Origin of the sequence: Kitasatospora sp. Root107 (assembly GCF_001424875.1) — a bacterium.
In the GTDB taxonomy this organism is placed as follows: Bacteria; Actinomycetota; Actinomycetes; order Streptomycetales; family Streptomycetaceae; genus Kitasatospora.
The window spans coordinates 138,168-159,998 of the sequence record NZ_LMCT01000011.1; the positions used below are offsets into that span (position 1 = coordinate 138,168).

A 21,831-nucleotide genomic window follows, 5' to 3' on the forward strand; every position below is an offset into this window, starting at 1 on the left:
TCAGGCGGCGACGGCGGTGCTCTGCCGGGCCCGGTCGTAGCGCTGGAGCAGCAGTTCGGCGATCTCCGGGGCGGCGCCGAGGACCGGTGCGACCAGATCGACCCCGGCGGTTTGGGCGGCCGCGGTGATCCGGTCCGGCAGCAGGCCCGGTGCCAGCAGGTAGGGGGCGACGGCGAGTTGGCGCAGCCCTCGGGCCCGCAGCGCGGCGACCGCGTCTGCGAGCTGCGGCGGTGCGGCGGAGGCGTGCGCGACCTCGACGGCGGCGAAGCCGCGGGTGCGGCGGTACTCCGCGGCGACCGCGCGGGTGGCGGCGTTGGCGGCTCGGTCGGAGGAGCCGGCGGCGGCCAGTACCAGCCCGGTGCGGTGGGCTTCGGCCGGGTCGAACCCGGCCTCGGCCAGACGGCGGTCCAGGGCGGCCAGCAGCAGCGGGGACGGGCCGAGCACGTCGGCGAGCGGCACGTCAGCCCCGGCCTCGCGGAGCGCGGCCGGGATGTCGGTGCGCGCGTGGAAGGCCCGGTTGAGCAGCAGTGGGACGGCGACGGCGGTGCTGAACCGGTCGGCCACCTGGGTCAGCCGGGGCGCGCAGTGGTCCAGGTAGGCGGTGCCGACCTGGAGCCCGGGGCGCACCGAACGGACCTGCCGGACCAGCTCGTTGACGGTGGCGGCGTGCCGGGGGTCGCGGCTGCCGTGGGCGATCAGCAGGAGTGCGGGGCTGCCCGCACCAGGAGTGTGGGGCAGTGCGGGCAGCTGGCCGAGGTACATGGTGCGGTCCTATCGGTTGCTGACCAGCAGGCCGCGGTTGCGCAGCACGCGGCGCTCCAGCGGGCTGAAGAACAGCAGGTCGATGGCGACGCCGACGATCAGGATCAGGATGATGCCGAGCAGTACGCCGGACATGTCGTTGAACTCGCGCTGGTTCTCCAGGAACCGGCCGAGGCCGACGCCGAGGTCGGGGGAGGCGGCGATGAGTTCGGCGGCCATCAGGGAGCGCCAGGAGAAGGCCCAGCCCTGCTTGAGCCCGGCCAGGTAGCCGGGCAGCGCGCCGGGGAGCAGTACGTGCCGGGCGCGGGCGAGGCCGGTGGCACCCATGGTGCGGCCGGAGCGCAGCAGCAGCGGCGGGACCTGGTCGATGCCGGCGACGAGGCCGTTGGCGACCGAGGGGACGGCGCCGAGCAGGATGACCGCGTACATGGTCGAGCTGTTGACGCCGAGCCAGATCACCGCGGCGGGGACCCAGGCGACCGAGGGCAGCGACTGGAGGCCGGAGAGGATCGGGCCGATGGCGGCGCGGACCGGCTTGACCTGGGCGACCAGCAGGCCGATCGGGGTGCCGATGATCACGGCGGCGACGAAGCCGGACAGGCCGCGCCAGAGGCTGGTCCAGATGATGCTGAACAGGGTGCCCTGGGCCCACAGGTCGGCCAGCGCGGCCCAGACCATGCCGGGGCTGGGCAGCTTGTACTCGTCGGTCAGCTCCAGGCTGAAGGCGAGCTGCCAGACGCCGAGCACCAGCGCGACCGCGACCAGCGGCGGCAGGGCCTTCTGCCGGAGCACGGTGGTCAACGGGGTCCGCTGGGTGACCACGGCGTCCAGGGCGTCCAGGCCGGCGCCGACGTCGGCAGCGGTGGTCTTCTCCAGGACGGGGGAGGGGGTGGTGTCAGTGCTGGCCATGGCGGCGGATCTCCCCACGCAGTTCGTCAGTGATCTCGATGGACAGGTCGGCCACGCCGGCGGATTCGATCCGGCGGGGCTGCGGCAGGTCGATCCGCCACTCCTTGGCGACCCGGCCGGGGCGCGAGGAGAGCAGGACGACCCGCTGGGCGAGGCGGACGGCCTCGCGGACGTTGTGGGTGACGAACAGCACGGTGAGCTTCTGCTCGGCCCAGATCCGGGTGAGCTCGTCGTGCAGCACGTCCCGGGTGATCGCGTCCAGGGCGGCGAACGGCTCGTCCATCAGCAGCACGTCGCTGCCCTGGGCGAGCGCGCGGGCCAGCGCGACGCGCTGGCGCATGCCACCGGAGAGTTCGTGGACGCGCTTGCCGTGGGCGCCGTTCAGGCGGACCAGGTCGAGCAGACGCTCCGCCTCGGCGCGCCGCTCGGCCTTCGGGGTGCCGCCGAGCCGCAGCGCCAGCTCGATGTTCTTGCCGGCCGTCAGCCAGGGGAAGAGCGCGTGCTCCTGGAACATCAACGCCGGGCGGTGGCCGGGGAGTTCGATGCTTCCGGCCGAGGGCTTGTCGAGGCCGGCGACCAGGTTGAGCAGGGTCGACTTGCCGCAGCCGGAGGCACCGAGCAGGGTGACGAACTCGCCGGGTGCGACGTCGAGGGTGATGTCGTCCAGCACGTGGGTGGCGGCGCCGGGGCGGCCGAAGGACTTGTGGACGTGCGAGATCCGGACGGCGGGGGCGCGGTCGAGGACCCCGACGCTCGCGGCGCTCTCCGAGGTGGTCAGTGCCGTGGTCATCCGGACACCTCCTGGGTGCGTGGTCTGGCGAGGGAAAGTTCGGAGCCGGGGTCCGGCCCCGCCCGGCCCGGCGACGGGCATCGACTGGGCTGGGCGGGGGCACGGACCACGGAGCTTGGGAGGACTGCTACTTGGTGCCGAGCCCGGCATCCGCCACGGCGGCCTGGCTCTTCGCCTTGAGCACCTTGTTGAGCAGGGTGAGGTCGTAGATCCCGTTCAGGCTGGGCTTCTTGAGCAGACCTGCGGTCACCGCGTTGTCAGCCTCCTTCTGGAGGGTGACGGCCAGCGGGTCGTCGATGAACTCGATGTCGGCCCAGGCCGGGTCGAGGACGGCCGGCTCCAGGGCGTTGCCCGCAGCCTCCTTGATCGCGGCGTTGGCGGCTTCCTTGGCCTTGGCCGGGTTGGCCTTGATGTAGGCGTTGGTGTTCACCGAGCCGCGCAGCACGGCCTCCACCACGTCCGGGTGCTCCTTGAGGAACTTCTGCGAGACGATGATGTTGGTGATCACGAACTTGTTGTCCGGCCAGAGCGACTTCTCGTTCAGCAGTTCCTTGGCGCCCAGCGTGACCAGCTTGGAGGCGGTCGGCTCGGGCACCCAGGCGCCGTCGATCGAGCCGGACTTGTAGGCGTCCGGGGTGACCTTGTTGTCCGAGCGGACCACCGAGACGTCACCGGCGCCGGAGTTGGCGTCGACCTTCCAGCCCTTGCCGGCCAGGAAGCTGAGCAGCGCCACGTCCTGGGTGTTGCCGATCTGCGGGGTGGCGATCTTCTTGCCCTTGAGGTCGTCCACCGACTTGATCTTGTCGGGGTTGACGACCAGTCGGACGCCGCCCGAGGCCGAGCCGCCGATGATCTTCAGCGCCTCGCCGTTGGACTTGGTGTAGCCGTTGATCGCGGGGGAGGGGCCGATCCAGCCGATGTCGATCGAGCCGGCGTTCAGCGCCTCGATCTCCGCCGGACCCGCGTTGAATATCTGGGTCTTGACCTGGGTGGCGCCCAGCTCCTTCTGGATCAGGCCCTCCTTGAGGCCGACCAGCGGGGTGCCATGGGTCAGGTTGGCGAAGTAGCCGATCTTCACCGTGTCGGCGGAGAGCTTGGCCCCGCCGGCCGAGGAGGCGGCGGCCGGAGCGGCCTTGTCCTCGCTCTTGGAGGAGCCGTAGCCGCAGGCGGTCAGCAGGCCGAGGGCGGTCAGGGTGGCCACCGCGGCGACAGCGGTCCGTCTGGTGCGACCGGGCAGGAACTGGTGCGAAGTCATCGAAGTCGTCCTCTTCGTGCAGGAAAGAAAGTAAGTCGGACAGCGGCACGGATGGTGCCGGACAAGCCGGGGGCGGCGTCTGCTGTGGGAAGCGGCCACCCCCGGTGACAGGGGGTCAGTGCCCCTGTCCGCCCGCACATCGCGTCAGTCCGCCCTGGCCACTGCCGAGGACGCCGCTGCCGATGCGGCCGCCTTCCTTGTCCATCCCCGAGAACGCTTCGCTGGGCATCAGACCCAGTCCTCCCCATCAGCGTCGGTACGTACGGTGTCGAACGCCTCGCCCACCATACCGGCGGTGAGGGTGGTGCCGTCGGCCGGGTCGATCAGCAGGAACGAGCCGGTCCGGCGGTTGTCGGAGTAGCTGTCCAGGGCGAGCGGCTCGGCGGTGCGCAGCACCACGTGGCCGATCTCGTTGACCGCCAACCCCTCGGCGCCGGAGCGCTGTTCGAGAGTGTCGATGTCGATCCGGTAGGAGATCTCCTTGACCAGTGCGCGCACCGTCCGGGTGGTGTGCTTGAGCAGCACCTTCGCCCCGACGTGCAGCGGACGGTCGCTCAGGTGGCAGACGGTGGCCTCGACGTCCTTGGTGGGAACGGGAGTTGCGCCGGCCGCGATCAGGTCGCCACGCGAGATGTCGATGTCCTCGGCCAGACGGACCGTCACCGACTGGGGGGCCCAGGCGATGTCGGTCTCCACGCCGAGCGCGTCGATACCCGCGACGGTCGTGGTGTGACCGCTCGGCAGCACCGTCACCGGGTCGCCGACCCGGAGCACGCCGGAGGCCAACTGGCCTGCGTAGCCACGGTAGTCGCGGTGCTCTCCGCTCTGCGGGCGGATCACGTACTGGACCGGGAAGCGGGCGGGCTGCTCGCTCGGGTCGGTGGTCACCGACACCGTCTCCAGGTGCTCCAGCAGGGTCGGGCCGCCGTACCAGTCCATGTGCGCGGACGGCTCGACCACGTTGTCCCCGGCCAGCGCCGAGATCGGCACGGCCACCACGTCGGTGACGCCCAGCGAGGCGGCGTAGGCGGTGAACTCCTTGGCGATGGCCGCGAAGACGGGCTCGGCGTACTCGACCAGGTCCATCTTGTTGACCGCCAGCACCACGTGCGGCACCCGCAGCAGCGCGGCGACGGCCGCGTGCCGGCGGGTCTGCTCGACCACGCCGTTGCGGGCGTCCACCAGCACCACGGCCAGCTCGGCGGTGGAGGCGCCGGTCACCATGTTCCGGGTGTACTGCACGTGCCCGGGGGTGTCGGCCAGGATGAACCGCCGCCGGGCGGTGGCGAAGTAGCGGTAGGCCACGTCGATGGTGATGCCCTGCTCGCGCTCGGCCCGCAGGCCGTCGGTGAGCAGTGCCAGGTCGGGGGTCTCCTGACCGCGCTTGCGGGAGGCGTGCTCGACGGCCTCCAGCTGGTCGGTCAGCACCGACTTGGAGTCGTGCAGCAGCCGGCCGACCAGGGTCGACTTGCCGTCGTCCACGGACCCGGCGGTGGCGAAGCGGAGCAGCGAGGTGGCGCTGGTCTCGATGGTGGTGCTCATGTTTAGAAGTACCCCTCGCGCTTGCGGTCTTCCATGGCGGCCTCGGACATCTTGTCGTCCGCTCGGGTGGCGCCACGTTCGGTGAGGCGGCTGGCGGCGATCTCGGTGATCACGTCGGCGATGGTCGCCGCGTCCGAGTCGACCGCACCGGTGCAGGACATGTCGCCCACGGTGCGGTAGCGGATCAGCCGGTTCTCGACCGTCTCGGTCTCCTTCGGGCCGCCCCACTCGCCGGCGGTCAGCCACATGCCGTCCCGCTTGAACACGTCGCGGTGGTGGGCGTAGTAGATCTCCGGGAGCTCGATGCCCTCGCGCTCGATGTACTGCCAGACGTCCAGCTCGGTCCAGTTGGAGAGCGGGAAGACCCGGACGTGCTCGCCGACCGCGTGCTTGCCGTTGTACAGGCTCCACAGCTCGGGGCGCTGGCGGCGCGGGTCCCAGGCGCCGAACTCGTCGCGGAGCGAGAACACCCGCTCCTTGGCCCGGGCCTTCTCCTCGTCCCGGCGGCCGCCGCCGAAGACCGCGTCGAACTTGTGCGACTCGATCGCGTCCAGCAGCGGGACGGTCTGCAGCGGGTTGCGGGTGCCGTCCGGGCGCTCGCGCAGCCGGCCGTCGTCGATGAAGTCCTGGACGTGCGCGACGTGCAGGCGCAGGTTGTGCTGCGCGACCGTGCGGTCCCGGTACTCGATGACCTCGGGGAAGTTGTGGCCGGTGTCCACGTGCAGCAGGGTGAACGGCACCGGCGCGGGCCAGAACGCCTTGAGCGCCAGGTGCAGCATGACGATCGAGTCCTTGCCGCCGGAGAACAGGATCACCGGCCGCTCGAACTCACCCGCCACCTCACGGAAGATGTGCACCGACTCCGCTTCGAGGGCGTCCAGGTGGGACAGCGTGAAGGGACTGTCGGTGGCCGGCAGGCTGTCCGTAGCGGTGGTCATGCGAGGCCCCTCTCGGTCAGGAAGGCGTACAGCTCGGCGGCCGACTCGGCCACCTCGCGGCCCTGGGTCTGCAGGCGCAACTCCGGCAGCGTAGGCGCCTCGTACGGGTCGTCGACCCCGGTGAGACCGGAGATCTCACCGGCGGCCTGCTTGGCGTACAGGCCCTTGACGTCGCGCTCCGAGCAGAGCTCCACCGGGGTGGCGACGTGGATCTCCAGGAACTCGGTGCCGAGCGCCGCGTGCCGCTCGCGGACCGCGGCCCGGGAGTCGGCGTAGGGCGCGATCACCGGGGCGAGCACCTTCACACCGTTGGCGGCCAGCTTCTCGGCGACGAAGCCGATCCGGGCCACGTTGGTGTGCCGGTCCTCCTTGCTGAACCCCAGTCCCTTGGAAAGGAATTCGCGGATCTCGTCACCGTCCAGGACCTCGACCTTGTGGCCCTCGGCGCGCAGCCGCTCGGCCAGCGCGAAGGCCAGGGTGGTCTTGCCCGCACTGGGCAGCCCGGTCAGCCACACAGTGGCGCCGAGCTCGCAGGCGGCGGCCTGCGGGGCCGCCTCTGCGGCTCCGTCGGCAACCGGGGTGGTGGCTGTGCTCACGGTGAGATCTCCAGAAGGTAGTTGACGGTGGATCAGGTGGATCAGGTGGATCAGAGGTGGATGCCGCACTCGGTCTTGCCCGAGCCGGCCCAGCGCCCGGCCCGGCCCTGCTCGCCTTCGCCCGGCTTGGCGGTGCAGGACAGCGGCGAGCAGCCGATCGAGGTGTAGCCCTCCCACAGCAGCGGGTTGAGCAGCACCCCGTTGGCGGCCACGTACGCGTCCACGTCCGCCTGCGTCCAGCGGGCGATCGGGGCGAGCTTGACCTTGCGGCGCTTGGCGTCCCAGGCCACCACGGGGGTGTTGGCCCGCGACGGGGACTCGTCCCGGCGCAGCCCGGTGGCCCAGGCGTCGTAGCCGCCGAGCCCCCGGTTGAGCGGCTCGACCTTGCGCAGCGAGCAGCACAGGTCCGGGTCGCGGTCGTGCAGGTTGGCGCCGTACTCGGCGTCCTGCTCGGCCACGGTCCGCAGCGGCTTGAGGGTGATGACGTTGACCGGCATCACCGCGGCCACCGCGTCCCGGGTGCCGATGGTCTCGGCGAAGTGGTAGCCGGTGTCCAGGAACACCACGTCCACGCCCGGGAAGACGGAGGAGGCCAGGTGGGCCACCACCGCGTCCTCCATCGAGGAGGTGACGCAGAACCGCTTTCCGAAGTTGTCGGCGGCCCAGCGCAGGATCTCCTGCGCCGGTGCCTCCTCCAGCTCGACGGCGGCCTTGGCGGCCAGCTCCTCGTAGTCAGTCGCGAGACTCATGTGCCGTACCCCCGTTGGTGGTTGACAGCAGGCCGAGGAACTTCAGCTGGAACGCCCGGCGGCAGCTGTGGCACTCCCAGGAGCCGTGGCCGGCCTCGGAGGGACGCAGGTCCTCGTCGCCGCAGTAGGGGCAGTGGAAGGGGGCGGCGCGTTCGCTCACGACAGCTGCTCCTCACTGGCCCGGGCGGTCCACTGGGCGAACCGCTCGCCTTCGTTCTTGTTCTCCTGGTACCGGGTCAGCACGCGCTCGACGTACTCCGGCAGCCCGTCCTTGGTGACCTTGAGGCCGCGGACCTTGCGGCCGAAGCCGGCCTCCAGGCCCAACGCGCCGCCCAGGTGCACCTGGTAGCCCTCGACCTGCTCGCCGTTCTCGTCGGTCACCAGCTGGCCCTTGAGACCGATGTCCGCGACCTGGATCCGGGCGCAGGCGTTCGGGCAGCCGTTGATGTTGATGGTGAGCGGCTCGGCGAAGTCCGGCAGGCGGGTCTCCAGCTCGTCGATGAGCGTGCGGCCGCGCTCCTTGGTCTCGACGATGGCGAGCTTGCAGTACTCGATGCCGGTGCAGGCCATCGTGCCGCGCCGGAACGGCGAGGGGTTGACCCGCAGGTCCAGCGCCTCCAGGCCGGCCACCAGCGACTCGACCCGGTCGGCGGGGACGTCCAGCACGATCATCTTCTGCTCGGCGGTGGTGCGCAGCCGGTCCGAGCCGTGCTCGGCGACCAGGTCGGCGATCTCACCGAGCAGCTTGCCGTTGACCCGGCCGACCCGAGGGGCGAAGCCGACGTAGAACCGGCCGTCCTTCTGCCGGTGCACGCCGACGTGGTCGCGCCAGGTGCCGCTGGGCTCCTTCGGCGCGGGGCCGTCGATCAGCTGGTACTTGAGGTAGTCGTCCTCCAGCACCTGGCGGAACTTCGCCACGCCCCAGTCGGCGACCAGGAACTTCAACCGGGCGCGGTTGCGCAGGCGGCGGTAGCCGAAGTCACGGAAGATCCCGATCACGCCGCCGTACACGTCGGCGACCTCGTCCAGCGGCACCCAGGCGCCGAGCCGGACACCCAGCTTGGGGTTGGTGGAGAGCCCGCCGCCGACCCAGAGGTCGAAGCCCGGGCCGTGCTCGGGGTGCTCGACGCCGACGAAGGCGATGTCGTTGATCTCGTGCGCCACGTCCAGCAGCGGCGATCCGGAGATCGCCGACTTGAACTTGCGCGGCAGGTTGGAGAACTCCGGGTTGCCGATGAACCGGCGCATGATCTCGTCGATGGCGGGCGTGCCGTCGATGATCTCGTCCTCGGCGATCCCGGCGACCGGGGAGCCCAGGATGACGCGCGGGGTGTCACCGCAGGCCTCGGTGGTGGAGAGGCCGACCGCTTCCAGCTTCTGCCAGATCGCGGGCATGTCCTCGATCCGGATCCAGTGGTACTGGACGTTCTGGCGGTCGGTCAGGTCGGCGGTGCCCCGGCCGTACTGCTCGGAGACCTCGGCGATCGCCTTCAGCTGGGCCACCGTCAGGCGGCCGCCGTCGATCCGGACCCGGAGCATGAAGAACTCGGCGTCCAGCTCGTGCGGCTCCAGGATCGCGGTCTTGCCGCCGTCGATCCCCTCCTTGCGCTGGGTGTACAGACCCCACCAGCGCATCCGGCCGCGCAGGTCGGCCGGGTCGATCGAGGCGAAGCCCTGCCGGGCGTAGACCGTCTCAATGCGTGTCCGCACGTTGAGACCGTCGTCGTCCTTCTTGAACTGCTCGTTGGGGTTGAGCGGCGTGCGGTGCCCCATGCCCCACTGGCCCTCGCCACGGTGGCGGGTCACCTTGCGGGCGGCGGCGGGCCGGCGCGCCGGGGCGGCGTCGACCGGGGGCTCGACCGGTTCGGGGGTGGGGGCCATGGTGAAAGTCCTTACGGCAGTGGCTCTGGTGGCGGCTGTGAGCATCCAGGCGTAGCCCTGCTGTGACCTGCGGTGTTCCGCGAGGACTTGGGAAGCAGTGACCTTGCCTGGGGCTCGCACATCCGCTGCGGCGGGGACGGCGAGGTGGTACGCGCCGGGGGTGCGGTGGTGGCAGCGGGGTAGGGCTCAGGTCACCGGACAGATGGCGCTGGACACGCGAAGGAGATCGACGTGAAGTCGACCTACTAGGGTGGTTCCGGCGCTCGGCATGGCAAGAGATTCGCACGGCGCACTGTCCCCGGTCCACTATCGTCCGCATAGTGGACGGAATGGTTTCACAGAGTGAGATTCTGGCGCTGCGTGGCACGCCGGAGCCCCTGTTGAGGGTGTGTCAGGCGCCTCGTCGGCTCACCGTCCGCCGACCGATACCGTAGGGGCGTGCAGCCAGCAGGGGAAACCACCAGGACGACAGCCGAGCGGCCCTCGCGACGACGAGGCAAGGGCGGGCGGCGGGCCCGCCGGTCGACGTGGCGTCAGACGCTGTGGAGCCTGCTCAAGGACACCACCAACACCTGTGTCGAGTACCGGGTGACCGGGCTCGCGGCCGAGGCGGCGTTCTTCACCCTGCTCTCCATCCCCCCGCTGCTGCTCTGCCTGGCGGGCACCCTGGGCTATCTCGACGACATCCTCGGGGCCGGCACCATCGAGCGGCTGGAGGAGGACATCATCACCGCCACCGGGACGGTGCTGTCGCCCAGCTCGGTGAACCAGACCGTCCGGCCGCTGATGGACAGTGTCTTCAACGACAAACGCCCCGACCTGATCTCGATCGGCTTCCTGCTCTCGCTCTGGTCCGGCTCCCGGGCGCTGTACATCTTCATCGACACCATCACCGTGATGTACGGCCTGGACGGCAAGCGCGGCCTGGTCAAGACCCGGATGATGTCGCTCGGCCTCTACCTCGGCGCGCTGGTGATCGGCTCGCTGGTGCTGCCACTGCTGCTGACCGGCCCAGGGCTGGTGCTGAACGCGCTGCCGGAGTGGTCGGGGCTGATCGACGCGCTGTACTGGCCGGTGGCGATCACCCTGCTGATCGTCTTCCTGACCACGCTCTACCACGTGGCCGTCCCGGTCTCCACGCCCTGGCGGGAGGACATCCCCGGCGCGCTGGTCGCCCTGGTGGTGCTGGTGTTCTGCTCCGTCCTGCTGCGGGTCTACCTGGTCAGCTCGGTCGAGGGCCGCTCGGTGTACGGCTCGCTGGCGGCGCCGGTCGCGGTGCTGCTGTGGATCGGCGTGGTCGCGCTCGCGGTGCTGATCGGCGCCGCGATGAACGCCGCCATAGACCGCCGCTGGCCGACCGTGCAGACCGCCGACGCCCGGGCCGAGAACGAGCGGGCCAGCGAGGAGGCGGCCGCCGCGGTGGTCCGCGAGGTCACCGCCCGGCGTGCGGTGGAGCGGGCCCGGCTGGCCCGCGAGCTCGGCCTGGCCGAGGGCGTGGAGGAGGACGAGGACGAGGACGACGACAGCCACCCGCCGTCCGAGTACCCCGAGCGCTGGGCCGACTTCCTGGCGCCGGGCAACGTGCGCGGCCGGCTCGCCTCCGGGGGTCCTCATCACCGCCGCCGCCCGCCGCCGCCCCCGGACACCGACCGGCCGGCCCCGCGTGGCCCGTGGGACGGGATCTGACGGCCCAGCCGTCCCAGCATCCGAGACGGCGGTCTTACCGTCTGCGATGGCCGTCCGGGGTGGCCGTCGGCGCTGAGGGAAAACCGCAGGTCATAAATGGGATGCGGGCCGCCGCGCCGACCCACTAGCGTGTTCGTCTGTTGGCGCCCGTGGAAGAAGCGGGCCGAGTACGGAAACAGGAGGTGAGCCTCGTGGCTGTCACCCAGGTCACGGCTGCCCAGGGCAGCTCGCGCACACCCCTCCCCGTCCCGGCCGTCGGCTGACGCAGTAACAGAACTCCACGCAGCAGCCGCCGCCCGCCGGGAAAGCATTCCTCCCGAAGGGCCCCATCGCGTTGCTTCACGCATCCGTTTCTCTGCACACCCCTGTCTTCGCCGACTACGGCTGGACTTCCGAGCTCGACGAGCTCTTCGCCCCCCTCGCCGAGGGCGGGCTCACCCCTGCGCGGATCACCCGGGTCGACCGGGGGATGTGCGACGTGCTGTTCGCCGACCCCGAGTCGGGGGAACTGCACACCGTCCGCGCCGACATCCGGCCGGTCCGTGACCCCGACCCGATCAACTGGGCCTGCACCGGCGACTGGGTGGGCGTCGACCTGACGGCCGCTCCGATGCCGACCGTCTCGGCCCTGCTGCCGCGCTCCACCGCGATCATCCGCAAGGGCGCGGGCAACCGCTCCGAGGGTCAGGTGCTGGCGGCCAACGTCGACACCGTGCTGATCGCGGCCTCGCTCGCCGCCGACCCCGACCTCGGCCGGATCGAACGCTTCCTGGCACTCGCCTGGGAGTCCGGCGCCGACCCGGTGGTCGTGCTCACCAAGGGCGACCTGGTGGACGACGCCGAGTTCGTCAAGGCCGACGTCGAGCAGATCGCCCCCGGCGTGGCCGTGGTGGTGGTCAGCGCCGAGACCGGCGACGGCCTCGACGTGCTGCGCGCCTGCATGGGCGCCACCAGCGCGCTGATCGGCCAGTCCGGCGCCGGCAAGTCCACGCTCACCAACGCACTCAGCAACACCGACTCGATGGTGGTGCAGCAGACCCGCGTGGTGGACGAGAAGGGTCGGCACACCACCACCACCCGCGAGATGATCCCGCTGCCCGGCGGTGGCGTGGTGATCGACACCCCCGGTCTGCGAGGCGCGGGTCTGTTCGGCGGCGAGGGCCTCGCGCAGGCCTTCTCCGAGATCGAGGACCTGGCGGGGGAGTGCCGGTTCCACGACTGCGGGCACAACTCCGAGCCTGGCTGCGCCGTGCGGGCCGCGATCGAGGACGGTGTCATCTCGGAGCGGCGTTGGGAGAGTTACCAGAAGCTCCAGCGTGAGAACGAGTGGATCGCCTCGCGTTCGGACGCGCGGCTCGCGGCCGAGCGGCTGAAGAAGTGGAAGACCATCACCCGGACGCACCGCGCCATGGGCGGGTCGCCGAAGAAGTGAGCACGGCGGTGGGCCGCTGTTCCGGAGTCAGGTTCCGGAGCAGCGGCCCACGTCGGTGTCCGCTCAGCGCGGCAGCCGCCCGGTGCGGATCACCTCGGCGTACCAGCGGGCGCTGTCCTTCGGCGTCCGGCGCTGGCTGGCGAAGTCGACGTGCACCATGCCGAACCGCTTGCCGTAGCCGTACGCCCACTCGAAGTTGTCCAGCAGCGACCAGAGGAAGTAGCCGCACACCGGCACACCGTCCGCCGCCGCCCGGCGGACCGCGTCCAGGTGCCCGTGCAGGTACGCCACCCGCTCCGGATCGTGCACCGCGCCGGTGGGGTCGCTGTAGTCGTCGTACGCGGCGCCGTTCTCGGTGACCAGCAGCGGCAGCCCCGGCAGGTCGTCGCGCAGCCGGGTGAGCAGCTCGTACAGGCCGTCCGCGTCCACCGGCCAGCCCATCGCCGTCCGGCTGCCCTCGGCGGGCAGGAAGCGGACGCCGGTGTCGGCGGGCCAGGGGGAGAGCTCGCCGGCGTGGCCGTCCTGGCGCGGCGCGGGGTGCTCCGGGTCGTCGGCGGCCACCACGGTCGGCGTGTAGTAGTTGATGCCGAGCGAGTCGATCGGGCGGGAGATCTCGGCGAGGTCGCCGTCGTGGACGAAGGACCAGTCGGTCACCTCCGCCGTGTCGGCCAGCACGTCGGCGGGGTAGCTGCCGTGGAACACCGGGTCGAGGAAGATCCGGTTGGCCAGCCCGTCGATCCGGCGGGCCGCGTCCAGGTCGGCCGGGTCCTCGGTGAGCGGGCGGACCGCGGCCAGGTTGAGGGTGAGCGAGACCTGTGCGGTGGCCGGCAGTTCGGCCCGCAGGGACGCAACTCCCAACCCGTGGGCGAGCAGTAGGTGGTGATGAGCCGTCAGCGCCTCGGCCGGGCTGGTCCGGCCGGGGGCGTGGACGCCGGAGCCGTAGCCCAGGAAGGCACTGCACCAGGGCTCGTTGAGGGTGGTCCAGGTGCCGATCCGGTCGCCCAGCCGACGGGCCGTCAGGCTCGCGTACTCGGCGAACCGGTAGGCGGTGTCGCGGTTCAGCCAGCCGCCAGCGTCCTCGAGGGTCTGCGGCAGGTCCCAGTGGTAGAGGGTGGCGACCGGGGTGATGCCGTTGGCCAGCAGCTCGTCGACCAGCCGGTCGTAGAAGTCCAGCCCGGCCTCGTTGGCCGGACCGCTCCCGGCGGGCTGGATGCGCGGCCAGGCCAGCGAGAACCGGTAGGCGCCCAGGCCGAGTTCGGCCATCAGCGCGACGTCCTCGCGGTAGCGGTGGTAGTGGTCCGCGGCGATGTCGCCGGTGTCGCCGTTGCGGACCTTGCCGGGGGTGCGGCTGAAGGTGTCCCAGATGGACGGGGTGCGGCCGCCCTCGGTGGCCGCTCCCTCGATCTGGTACGCGGCGGTGGCCGCGCCCCAGACGAATCCGGCGGGGAAGTCGGTGCGGACGGGGGCCGGTAGGGCTTCTACGGACATGTCGCCTTCCATGAAGTGAGAGTAGAGGGGTCAGCCCTTGACGGCGCCCTGCATGATGCCGCCGACGATCTGACGGCCCAGCAGTGCGAAGACCACCAGCACGGGGAGGGTGCCGACCAGCGTGCCGGCCATGACGATCGACTGGTCCGGGACGTAGCCTTGGCCGAGCGACTTGAGGGCGACCTGGACGGTCGGGTTCTGCGAACTCAGGGCCACGATCGGCCAGAAGAAGTCGTTCCAGGTGGCCATGAAGGTGAGCATGCCGAGCACGGCCATCCCGGGACGGGCCACCGGCAGCACGATCGACCAGAAGATCCGCAGGCTCGACGCGCCGTCCATCCGGCCCGCCTCGATCAGCTCGTCCGGCAGCGCCTGGACCAGGAACTGCCGCATGAAGAAGACCCCGAAGGCGGAGACCAGCGCGGGCAGGATGACCGAGGGCAGCTTGTTCTGCAGGTCCAGCTTCACGATCACCATGAACAGCGGGATCACCCCGAGCTGCGGCGGGATCATCATCGTGCCGACCGTGATCGCCAGCAGCAACCCCCGCCCCCGGAACCGGAGTTTGGCGAAGGCGAAGCCGGCCAGCGTGGAGGAGAGCACCACCCCGGCGGTGACCGCAGCCGCCACGACCAGCGAGTTGACCAACGCCGTCCCGATGGCAGCCTGTTGCAGCGCCTCGCCGATGTTGTGGAACAGGTTCGGACCCGGGGTGAGCGCCGGAGTGGCCGCGCTGAGCTCGGAGTTGGAGCGGCTCGCGGCCACCAGCGTCCAGTAGAACGGGAAGACGAAGACCAGGGTGGCGGCGATCAGCACGCCGTAGGCGAGCGGGCCGCCCTGGAGAGGGGAACGTCTCTTCACGGAGCTTCTCTTCACGGGGGTCACCGGTCCGTACGGTTGCGCCGGGCCGCGATGGCCGCGTTGACCAGGGCCAGCACGACGATCAGCAGGAACATCACCCAGGCCACGGCGGCGGCCCGGCCCAGGTGGAAGAAGGTCCAGCCCTGCTCGTACATGTAGAGCCCGAGGGTCTGGTACTGGTGCGAGATGCCGCCGCCCGAGTTGCCCTCGTACAGCAGCGGTTCGCCGAACAGCTGGGTGGCGCCGATGGTGGAGACCACCACGGTGAAGACGATGGTCGGCCGTAGTCCGGGCACCGTGATGTGCCGGAACTGCTGCCAGCGGGAGGCGCCGTCGACGGCTGCCGACTCGTACAGCTCCTGCGGGATGGACTGCATGCCGGCCAGATAGATCAGCGCGTTGTAGCCGGTCCACCGCCAGGTGACGATCAGGGAGACGCCGAACTGCGAGGCCCAGGTGTTCGCCTGCCAGTCGACCGGGCTCAACCCCACCGTGGAGAGTGCCCAGTTGATCAGCCCGTAGTCCCGGCCGAACAGCTGGGCGAAGACCAGGGTGGCCGCCGCGACCGAGGTGGCGTACGGCATCAGCATCGCGACCCGGAAGAAAGTCCGGCCGCGCAGGCGGTAGTTGAGCAGATGGGCCAGACCGAGCGCGAGCAGCAGCTGCGGGACGGTGGAGAGCAGCCCGATGGTGAAGGTGTTGCCCAGCGCGTTCCAGAAGAACGGGTCCTCGAACAGCCGGGTGTAGTTCTGGAACCCCAGCCAGTCCATCCGCTCGGAGGTCTGCAACTCGACCCGGTGCAGCGACACATAGGCGGTGTACAGCAGCGGGAACAGGCCGAAGGCCGCGAACAGGACGAAGAACGGGGCGAGAAAGCCGTACGGGGCGAGCCGGGCACCCCGGCGCGGCCGCGCGACTGCGGGCTGCGAGCTGCGCAGCGGGGCGGAGAGAGTGGCCATGGTGGTCCTTCGGTGGTCACTCCGGCCCGGGGCGGGCGGCGCCCCGGACCGGAGTTGATCGGACGTCAGTTACCGCTGGCCTTCTTGACGTTGTCCAGAGCGTGCTGCCAGGCGGTGGCCGGCGCGGTGTTGGTCCGCTCCACCTCGCCGAGCGCGTCGGTGAACGCCTTGCCGACCACGCCGTCCTCGGTGCCGAGCACCTGGGCGGGCATGTTGCCGGCCGCCTCGCTGAAGATCTCGCCGATCGGGGCGTTGTTGAAGTAGGCGTCCTTGACCGTCTTGATCTCGCCCTGCGCACCCGTGCTGGACGGGAAGGAGCCCTGCTTGGTGAAGAGCTTGACCTGCTGCTCCTTGGCGTTCAGCCACTTGATCAGCTCGGCGGCCTGCTTCGGGTGCTTGGCGGTCTTCGGGACGGCCAGGTAGGCGCCGCCCCAGTTGCCGGTCTTGCCCGGGCCCGCCGCGATGTCCCACTTGCCCGCGAAGGCGTCGCCCGCCTGGCCCTTGATGTACCCGATCATCCAGGCCGGGCAGCTCAGGGTGGCGAACTTGCCGGTGCTGAACGCCTTGTTCCACTCCGGGGTCCACTGCGGCAGCTTGGCGGAGAGACCGTCGGCGACCAGCTTGGTGGCGTCCGCCCAGGCGGTCTGCACCACCGGGCTGCTGTCGTGCACGGCCTTGCCGCTCTCGTCCGCGTAGCGCACCTTCTGCTGGCCGACCTCGGCGGTGAACATGCCCGCCGCGCTGTCGGTCCAGGCGTTGCCGGGCTTGGCCTTGGCGACGTACTCCTTGCCGAGCGCCAGGTAGCCCTCCCAGGTCGCCCACTTGGCGGCCAGCTCGGTGCGGTCGGTCGGCAGCCCGGCCTCCTTGAAGAGGTCGGTGCGGAAGCAGACCGCCTCCGGGCCGATGTCGGTGCCCGCGCCCAGCACCTTGCCGTCGGCGGTCTTCACCGCGGCGGCCTTCCACGGCACCAGGCCGTCGTTGACGTCACCGGCGCCGAGCGTCCTGAGGTCGGTGAACTTGTCCGCCTGCTTCTGCATCACGCTGGCGATCCGGCCGACCTCCAGGCCCTGGACGTCGGCCAGACCGCCGCCACCGGCCAGCTTGGTCTGCAGCGCCTGCCAGTACTGGCCCTCGTCCTGGGTGTCGCTCTGCTTGACGGTGATGTTCGGGTGCAGCTTCATGTACTCGTCGTAGAGGCCGGCCTCCTTGAACCCGAAAGTGCCGAACAGGTCGACGGTCAGCGTCACCTTCTCGTTCGCATCCTGCGCGCCGGTGGTGCTGCTGCCGGAACTGCATGCGGTCAGCAGCAGGGTGGCGGCGAGGGCGGCGCTGCCGGTGGTCACGGCGGCTCTGAACGGGCGCATGGGGGGTGCCTCCTGATCGGATTCTGAGAGCGCTCTCAAGCGCTGGAAGGAGAGTGCCGGTTGAGTTCATCGCCCGTCAAGTGCTCGAAACCCGAACGTAATCTTGGGAGTTGTTCCGCTCCTGGTTTCAGGTCATGAAGTCAGGAAGGTTTCGTCGAGCCCGTTGACAGTGCTCCTCGGGCGCCCCTACGGTCCGGGATCGAGACCGCTGTGAGAGCGCTCTCACATCCCCCACTCCCACCCCGAGGTGTTCAGACATGAAGCCGCCACGCGCTCGGTCCCCGAGGCGTCTGGTCCGCCCGGCTGCGGCCATCTCCGCGATCGCGCTCACCGCCGCCGCCCTCACCGCCACGGTCGGTGCCTCCACCGCCTCCGCCGCCACGATCAAGGTCGGGCTCGGCGGGTACACCGACACCCGCCCGGCCGGCACGATCGGCCCGAGCAACTCCGACGGTGCCCCGCTCGCGCCCAAGGTGACCGCGAAGATGGCGGGCCAGGCCGTCCCCACCAACGACTGGTGGTCCTCGCTGGTCTTCCAGCGGTACGCGGGCAACCCCTACTCGGAGAACCTGTACGCCCACCCCTTCACGTTCAAGGCCGCCTCGGGCGGGCTCGAGGTCGGCTACCCCACCAACCCGACCATCACCCCCGACGGGCGCCAGTACGACTTCACCCACACCAAGGACCTCACCGTCGGCGTGGCCGGGCTGAACGCCCCCGACACCAAGGTCGACGGCTGGACCGACTGGACCGTCACCCCGCAGTGGACGGACGGCGCGCACACCCTCGCCACGACCATCGGCCACGGCCTGCCCTACGTCTACGCACACGCCACCGGCGGCGCCGCGCAGATCACCGCGGCCGGCACCCCGACGGTCTTCGCCAACCAGGGCAACGTGCTCGGCATCACCGTCGGCGGCCACCACTACGGCCTGTTCGCGCCGACCGGCACCAGCTGGAACGTGAACGGCACCGTGCTGAGCGCCGCGCTCGGCGCCAAGGACTACTACTCCGTCGCCGTGCTGCCCTCGCCGAACGACCTGGCGCTGTTCCGCACCTACGCGTACAGCTTCGTCACCGACACCAAGGTCGCCTGGAACTACAGCGCGGGCTCGGTGACGACGAGTTACACCGCCACCACGACCGCCCAGGAGGGCAGCCAGACCGGCACCCTGCTGGCGCTCTACCCGCACCAGTGGAAGGCCAGTACGGACCCGCTGACCGCGCTCACCTACACCTCGCCGCGCGGCCAGATGAAGGTCCGTCAGGGCTCCGGCTTCAGCACCACCATGAAGGCCGACGCCATCCTGCCCTCGCTGCCGGACGTCGGGGCCCAGGACCGGGCCGCGCTCGGCGCGATGGTCCGCGAGGTGGCCAACTCTGCCGACCCGTTCATGGGTGCCAGTGACACCTACTGGACCGGCAAGGCGCTCGCCCGGCTCGGGCAACTGGTGCCGATCGCCGACCAGTTGGGTGACACCGCGACCAGGGACAAGCTGCTCGGCCTGATGAAGGGCCGGCTGCAGACCTGGTTCGCCGGCACCGGATCGACGGTCTTCGCGTACGACAACGTCTGGAAGACCCTGATCGGCTACCCCGCCTCGTACGGCAGCGACGGGGAGCTGAACGACCACCACTTCCACTACGGCTACTACATCCAGGCCGCCGCCACGGTGGCCCGCTACGACGCCGCCTGGGCCGCCGACTCCGCCTGGGGCGGGATGGTCAAGCTGCTCGCCAAGGACGCCGCCAACGCCGACCGGGCCGACACCCGCTTCCCCTGGCTGCGCAGCTTCGACCCGTACGCGGGCCACGGCTGGGCCGCCGGCCATGCCGCCTTCGCCGCCGGGAACAACGAGGAGTCCTCCTCCGAGTCGCTCAACTTCAGTGCGGGGCTGATCCTCTACGGCTCGGCGACCGGGGACACCGCGCTGCGGGACCTCGGCATCTACCTGTACACCACCGAGTCCCGGGCGGTCGAGCAGTACTGGTTCAACGCCGACCAGTCCGCCTTCCCGGCCGGGTTCGGGCACCAGACGGCGGGCATGGTCTGGGGCAGCGGCGCCGCGTACTCCACCTGGTGGACGGCCAGTCCGGGCATGATCCACGGCATCAACTACCTGCCGATCACCGGTGGTTCGCTGTACCTGGCGCGCCGGCAGGACGACATCAAGGCCAACCTGGCTGAGCTCAAGGCCAACAACGGCGGGGTGTTCACCGACTGGCGGGACCTGGCCTGGGAGTTCCAGGCGCTGGCCGACCCGGCCGCCGCCAAGGCCAACTGGGATGCGGGCAAGGACGGTTACACCCCCGAGGAGGGCGAGTCCAAGGCACACACCTACCACTGGATCTACAACCTCGCCGCCCTCGGCACGCTCGACCCGGCGACCACCTCGGACCAGCCGACCTCGGCGGTCTTCGTCAACGGCGCCACCCGTACGCACGTCGCGCACAACTACTCGACGGCGGCGCGGGCGGTGCACTTCTCGGACGGCTACACGCTCACCGTGCCGGCCCGGTCCACCGCGAGCGAGCGGGGCAGCTTCCAGGACGGCGGGTCGGGCGGGGTTCCGTCGCCCTCGCCGTCGCCTTCGCCCTCCTCTTCCCCCTCGCCGTCCCCGTCCCCGTCGGTGCCTCCCGCCAGTGGCAGCACCTTCTACCTCCAGCCTGGTGGCGGCCTGACCACCGCCTACGGCACCGGCGCCACCACCAGCACCATCGCCTCGGCCGGTGGCACCAACCACGACGGCACCCCGTACCAGCCCACCGTGTACGAGCTGCGCAACGTCAACGGGACCCTGCGGGCGGGCGCCGCAACGGAGTTCGACCTCTACCTGGACGCGGGTACGGCCGTCGGCCTCGGCCAGCAGGTCCGGATCTCCTACGACCTGACGGGCAACGGCAGCTTCGACCGGGTCGAGACCTACCGCTACTTCGCCACCGACCCGGTGGTGGGCTGGGAGCGCTATGCGGCCACCGCCGGGCTCGCCTCGGCCACCGGCAGCCTCGGCAACCTGGCCAACGGCACGGTCAGGGTGGAGGTCTGGTCCGCGATCGGCAACGCCCCGGCCCAGCTCCGCACCGGCGCGTCCCAGGCCCAGGGCAATGCCTCGGTGCTGCGGATTCCGTTCAACTGACACATGATCAACTAACCGGCGCGGTCGACTGACCCAGCCCGTTTCGCGACCGGCTCCCGGCAGCTCCTGCCGGGGGCCGGCCCGTTGCGCCGGGTGGGTGAGCCGGGTCGCCTGGACGGTGGGTGCTGGGGCACGATGCTCCGGGGGCCTTCCAGAAGGGGACTCGTGTGACCACGTATCAGGTCGGCTATTTCGTCGGCAGCCTGTCCGAGAAGTCGATCAACCGGGTGCTGTCCCGGGCGCTGATCCGGCTGGCGCCGGCGGAGTTGGAGTTCCGGGAGATCCCGATCAAGGATCTGCCGCTCTACAACCACGACTTCGACGCCGACTACCCGCCGGAGGGCCGGGCGCTCAAGGAGGCGATCGCCGCTTCGCAGGCGCTGCTGTTCATCACGCCCGAGTACAACCGGGGTATCCCCGGTGCGCTGAAGAACGCGATCGACTGGGCCAGCCGCCCGTGGGGCACCAACTCCTTCACCCACAAGCCCTCGGCGGTGATCGGCACCTCGCCCGGCAAGATCGGCACCGCCGTGGCGCAGCAGAGTCTGCGGTCCGCGCTGAGCTTCTGCAACTCCCCGCAGATGTCCGCCCCGGAGGCGTACATCCAGTTCACCCCGGGCCTGTTCGGTGACGACGGCGAGGTGACCGAGCCGACCACGCTGCAGTTCCTCAGTGACTTCATGGCCGACTACAAGGCTTTCGTCGAACGGGTGTTGACGGTACTGCCGCCCCGCTAGCCAGGTGGCGTGGCAGAGTTCGGGTATGACGCACCGTGAGCTGTTCACCTCACTGTCCACGCCCCTGGTCGCCGACGCCTGTGTCCGGCTCGGGGTGCCGCTGCGGGTGGCTCCGCCGGGCATCGGGGTGGTGGTGCCGGGCCAGCGGGTGGCGGGGCGGGTGCTGCCGGTCCGGCACTACGGCAGTGTGGACGTCTTCCTGGAGGCGTTCGGCGAGGCCGGTCCGGGCGACGTGCTGGTGATCGACAACGGCGGGCGGACGGACGAGGCCTGCGTCGGCGACCTGGCGGTGCTGGAGGCCGGGGTGGCCGGGCTGTCCGGCGTGGTGATCTGGGGACAGCACCGGGACACCCCCGAACTGATCGAGATCGGCCTGCCGGTGTTCAGCTACGGTGCCTGCCCGCTCGGTCCGCTCCGGGCGGCCGAGCGGGAGCCCGAGGCACTGGCCAGCGCGCGGATCGGCGCGCACACCGTCACCGCCGGGGACGTGGTCTTCGGCGACCAGGACGGCGTGCTGTTCGTGCCCGCCGACCGCGCCACCGAGGTGCTGACCACGGCCGCCGGCATCCACACCACCGAACGCGCCCAGGCCGACCGGATCAGGGCGGGGGAGACGCTGCGCCGGCAGACCGCCTTCGACGACTACCTGACCCGCCGGGCCGCCGACCCGACGTACACCTTCCGTCGCCACCTGCGGCAGCTCGGCGGCGAGATCGAGGTGTGAGACAGGCCCTGGCCGAGGCCC

General features: G+C 70.7%; 20 protein-coding genes. 5 read left to right on the forward strand and 15 right to left on the reverse strand.

From position 1 onward, the window contains the following. The 11 genes from ASC99_RS10700 to ASC99_RS42090 all read right to left on the reverse strand — a co-directional run bounded on the left by ASC99_RS10700 (position 1) and on the right by ASC99_RS42090 (position 9,692). Complete coding sequence (locus ASC99_RS10700; protein WP_057230618.1) at positions 1-762, reverse strand: sirohydrochlorin chelatase; 762 nt, start codon at positions 760-762, stop codon at positions 1-3. A 9-nt stretch (positions 763-771) separates the two neighbouring features. After that, complete coding sequence (locus ASC99_RS10705; RefSeq protein WP_057230620.1) at positions 772-1,671, reverse strand: ABC transporter permease; 900 nt, start codon at positions 1,669-1,671, stop codon at positions 772-774. After that, a complete protein-coding gene (locus tag ASC99_RS10710) occupies positions 1,658-2,461 on the reverse strand; it encodes an ABC transporter ATP-binding protein (RefSeq protein ID WP_057230621.1) in 804 nt (267 codons plus the stop codon). Before ASC99_RS10710 ends, ASC99_RS10705 begins: the two co-directional genes overlap by 14 nt. 127 nt (positions 2,462-2,588) lie before the next feature. Further along, on the reverse strand, positions 2,589-3,716 hold the full coding sequence (locus ASC99_RS10715; RefSeq protein WP_057230622.1) for an aliphatic sulfonate ABC transporter substrate-binding protein: 1,128 nt from the start codon (positions 3,714-3,716) through the stop codon (positions 2,589-2,591). A 228-nt stretch (positions 3,717-3,944) separates the two neighbouring features. Beyond that, positions 3,945-5,258 carry a sulfate adenylyltransferase subunit 1 gene (locus ASC99_RS10720; RefSeq protein ID WP_057230624.1) on the reverse strand — a complete coding sequence of 438 codons (1,314 nt, stop codon included), beginning with the start codon at positions 5,256-5,258 and terminating at the stop codon, positions 3,945-3,947. A gap of 2 nt (positions 5,259-5,260) precedes the next feature. Beyond that, complete coding sequence (cysD, locus tag ASC99_RS10725) at positions 5,261-6,196, reverse strand: sulfate adenylyltransferase subunit CysD (RefSeq protein WP_057230626.1); 936 nt, start codon at positions 6,194-6,196, stop codon at positions 5,261-5,263. Next, positions 6,193-6,792 (reverse strand): adenylyl-sulfate kinase, encoded by a 600-nt coding sequence (gene cysC / locus ASC99_RS10730; RefSeq protein ID WP_082598235.1) that lies wholly within the window; start codon positions 6,790-6,792, stop codon positions 6,193-6,195. The genes cysD and cysC overlap by 4 nt, the downstream gene beginning before the upstream one ends. Positions 6,793-6,842: 50 nt before the next feature. Then, complete coding sequence (locus ASC99_RS10735) at positions 6,843-7,541, reverse strand: phosphoadenylyl-sulfate reductase (protein WP_057230628.1); 699 nt, start codon at positions 7,539-7,541, stop codon at positions 6,843-6,845. Beyond that, complete coding sequence (locus tag ASC99_RS39365) at positions 7,525-7,701, reverse strand: IS1 family transposase (RefSeq protein WP_162257867.1); 177 nt, start codon at positions 7,699-7,701, stop codon at positions 7,525-7,527. Before ASC99_RS39365 ends, ASC99_RS10735 begins: the two co-directional genes overlap by 17 nt. Beyond that, positions 7,698-9,422 carry a nitrite/sulfite reductase gene (locus tag ASC99_RS10740; RefSeq protein ID WP_057230630.1) on the reverse strand — a complete coding sequence of 575 codons (1,725 nt, stop codon included), beginning with the start codon at positions 9,420-9,422 and terminating at the stop codon, positions 7,698-7,700. The genes ASC99_RS39365 and ASC99_RS10740 overlap by 4 nt, the downstream gene beginning before the upstream one ends. A gap of 186 nt (positions 9,423-9,608) precedes the next feature. Beyond that, the gene (locus ASC99_RS42090) at positions 9,609-9,692 is read right to left on the reverse strand and encodes a putative leader peptide (protein ID WP_310593185.1); all 84 of its coding nucleotides are present in this window, start codon (positions 9,690-9,692) and stop codon (positions 9,609-9,611) included. A gap of 168 nt (positions 9,693-9,860) precedes the next feature. On the opposite strand from ASC99_RS42090, the gene ASC99_RS10745 reads away from it, so the two are divergent. Both ASC99_RS10745 and rsgA read left to right on the forward strand, forming a co-directional pair. Continuing rightward, positions 9,861-11,108, forward strand: a complete 1,248-nt coding sequence (locus ASC99_RS10745; protein WP_082598236.1) for a YihY/virulence factor BrkB family protein — start codon at positions 9,861-9,863, stop codon at positions 11,106-11,108. A gap of 334 nt (positions 11,109-11,442) precedes the next feature. Next, positions 11,443-12,540: a ribosome small subunit-dependent GTPase A gene (gene rsgA / locus ASC99_RS10750; RefSeq protein ID WP_235502453.1), complete on the forward strand. Its 1,098-nt coding sequence runs from the start codon at positions 11,443-11,445 to the stop codon at positions 12,538-12,540. A 63-nt stretch (positions 12,541-12,603) separates the two neighbouring features. Here the strand turns inward: rsgA and ASC99_RS10755 are convergent, their stop codons facing one another. From ASC99_RS10755 to ASC99_RS10770, 4 genes are all read right to left on the reverse strand, one after another. Next, positions 12,604-14,028, reverse strand: coding sequence for a GH1 family beta-glucosidase (locus ASC99_RS10755; RefSeq protein WP_057230632.1), 1,425 nt, complete (start codon positions 14,026-14,028; stop codon positions 12,604-12,606). A gap of 30 nt (positions 14,029-14,058) precedes the next feature. Beyond that, complete coding sequence (locus ASC99_RS10760; RefSeq protein ID WP_157531474.1) at positions 14,059-14,889, reverse strand: carbohydrate ABC transporter permease; 831 nt, start codon at positions 14,887-14,889, stop codon at positions 14,059-14,061. 20 nt (positions 14,890-14,909) lie between these two features. Next, complete coding sequence (locus tag ASC99_RS10765; protein WP_057230635.1) at positions 14,910-15,848, reverse strand: carbohydrate ABC transporter permease; 939 nt, start codon at positions 15,846-15,848, stop codon at positions 14,910-14,912. Between the two features lie 65 nt (positions 15,849-15,913). Beyond that, complete coding sequence (locus ASC99_RS10770; RefSeq protein WP_057230638.1) at positions 15,914-17,212, reverse strand: extracellular solute-binding protein; 1,299 nt, start codon at positions 17,210-17,212, stop codon at positions 15,914-15,916. 257 nt (positions 17,213-17,469) lie between these two features. On the opposite strand from ASC99_RS10770, the gene ASC99_RS10775 reads away from it, so the two are divergent. The 3 genes from ASC99_RS10775 (at position 17,470) to ASC99_RS10785 (ending at position 21,810) form a co-directional block, all read left to right on the forward strand. Then, positions 17,470-20,349: a glycosyl hydrolase gene (locus ASC99_RS10775; RefSeq protein WP_057230640.1), complete on the forward strand. Its 2,880-nt coding sequence runs from the start codon at positions 17,470-17,472 to the stop codon at positions 20,347-20,349. A 167-nt stretch (positions 20,350-20,516) separates the two neighbouring features. Further along, positions 20,517-21,086, forward strand: a complete 570-nt coding sequence (locus ASC99_RS10780) for an NADPH-dependent FMN reductase (RefSeq protein WP_057230642.1) — start codon at positions 20,517-20,519, stop codon at positions 21,084-21,086. 25 nt (positions 21,087-21,111) lie between these two features. Further along, positions 21,112-21,810 (forward strand): RraA family protein, encoded by a 699-nt coding sequence (locus ASC99_RS10785; RefSeq protein ID WP_057230645.1) that lies wholly within the window; start codon positions 21,112-21,114, stop codon positions 21,808-21,810. Positions 21,811-21,831: the final 21 nt, after the last annotated feature.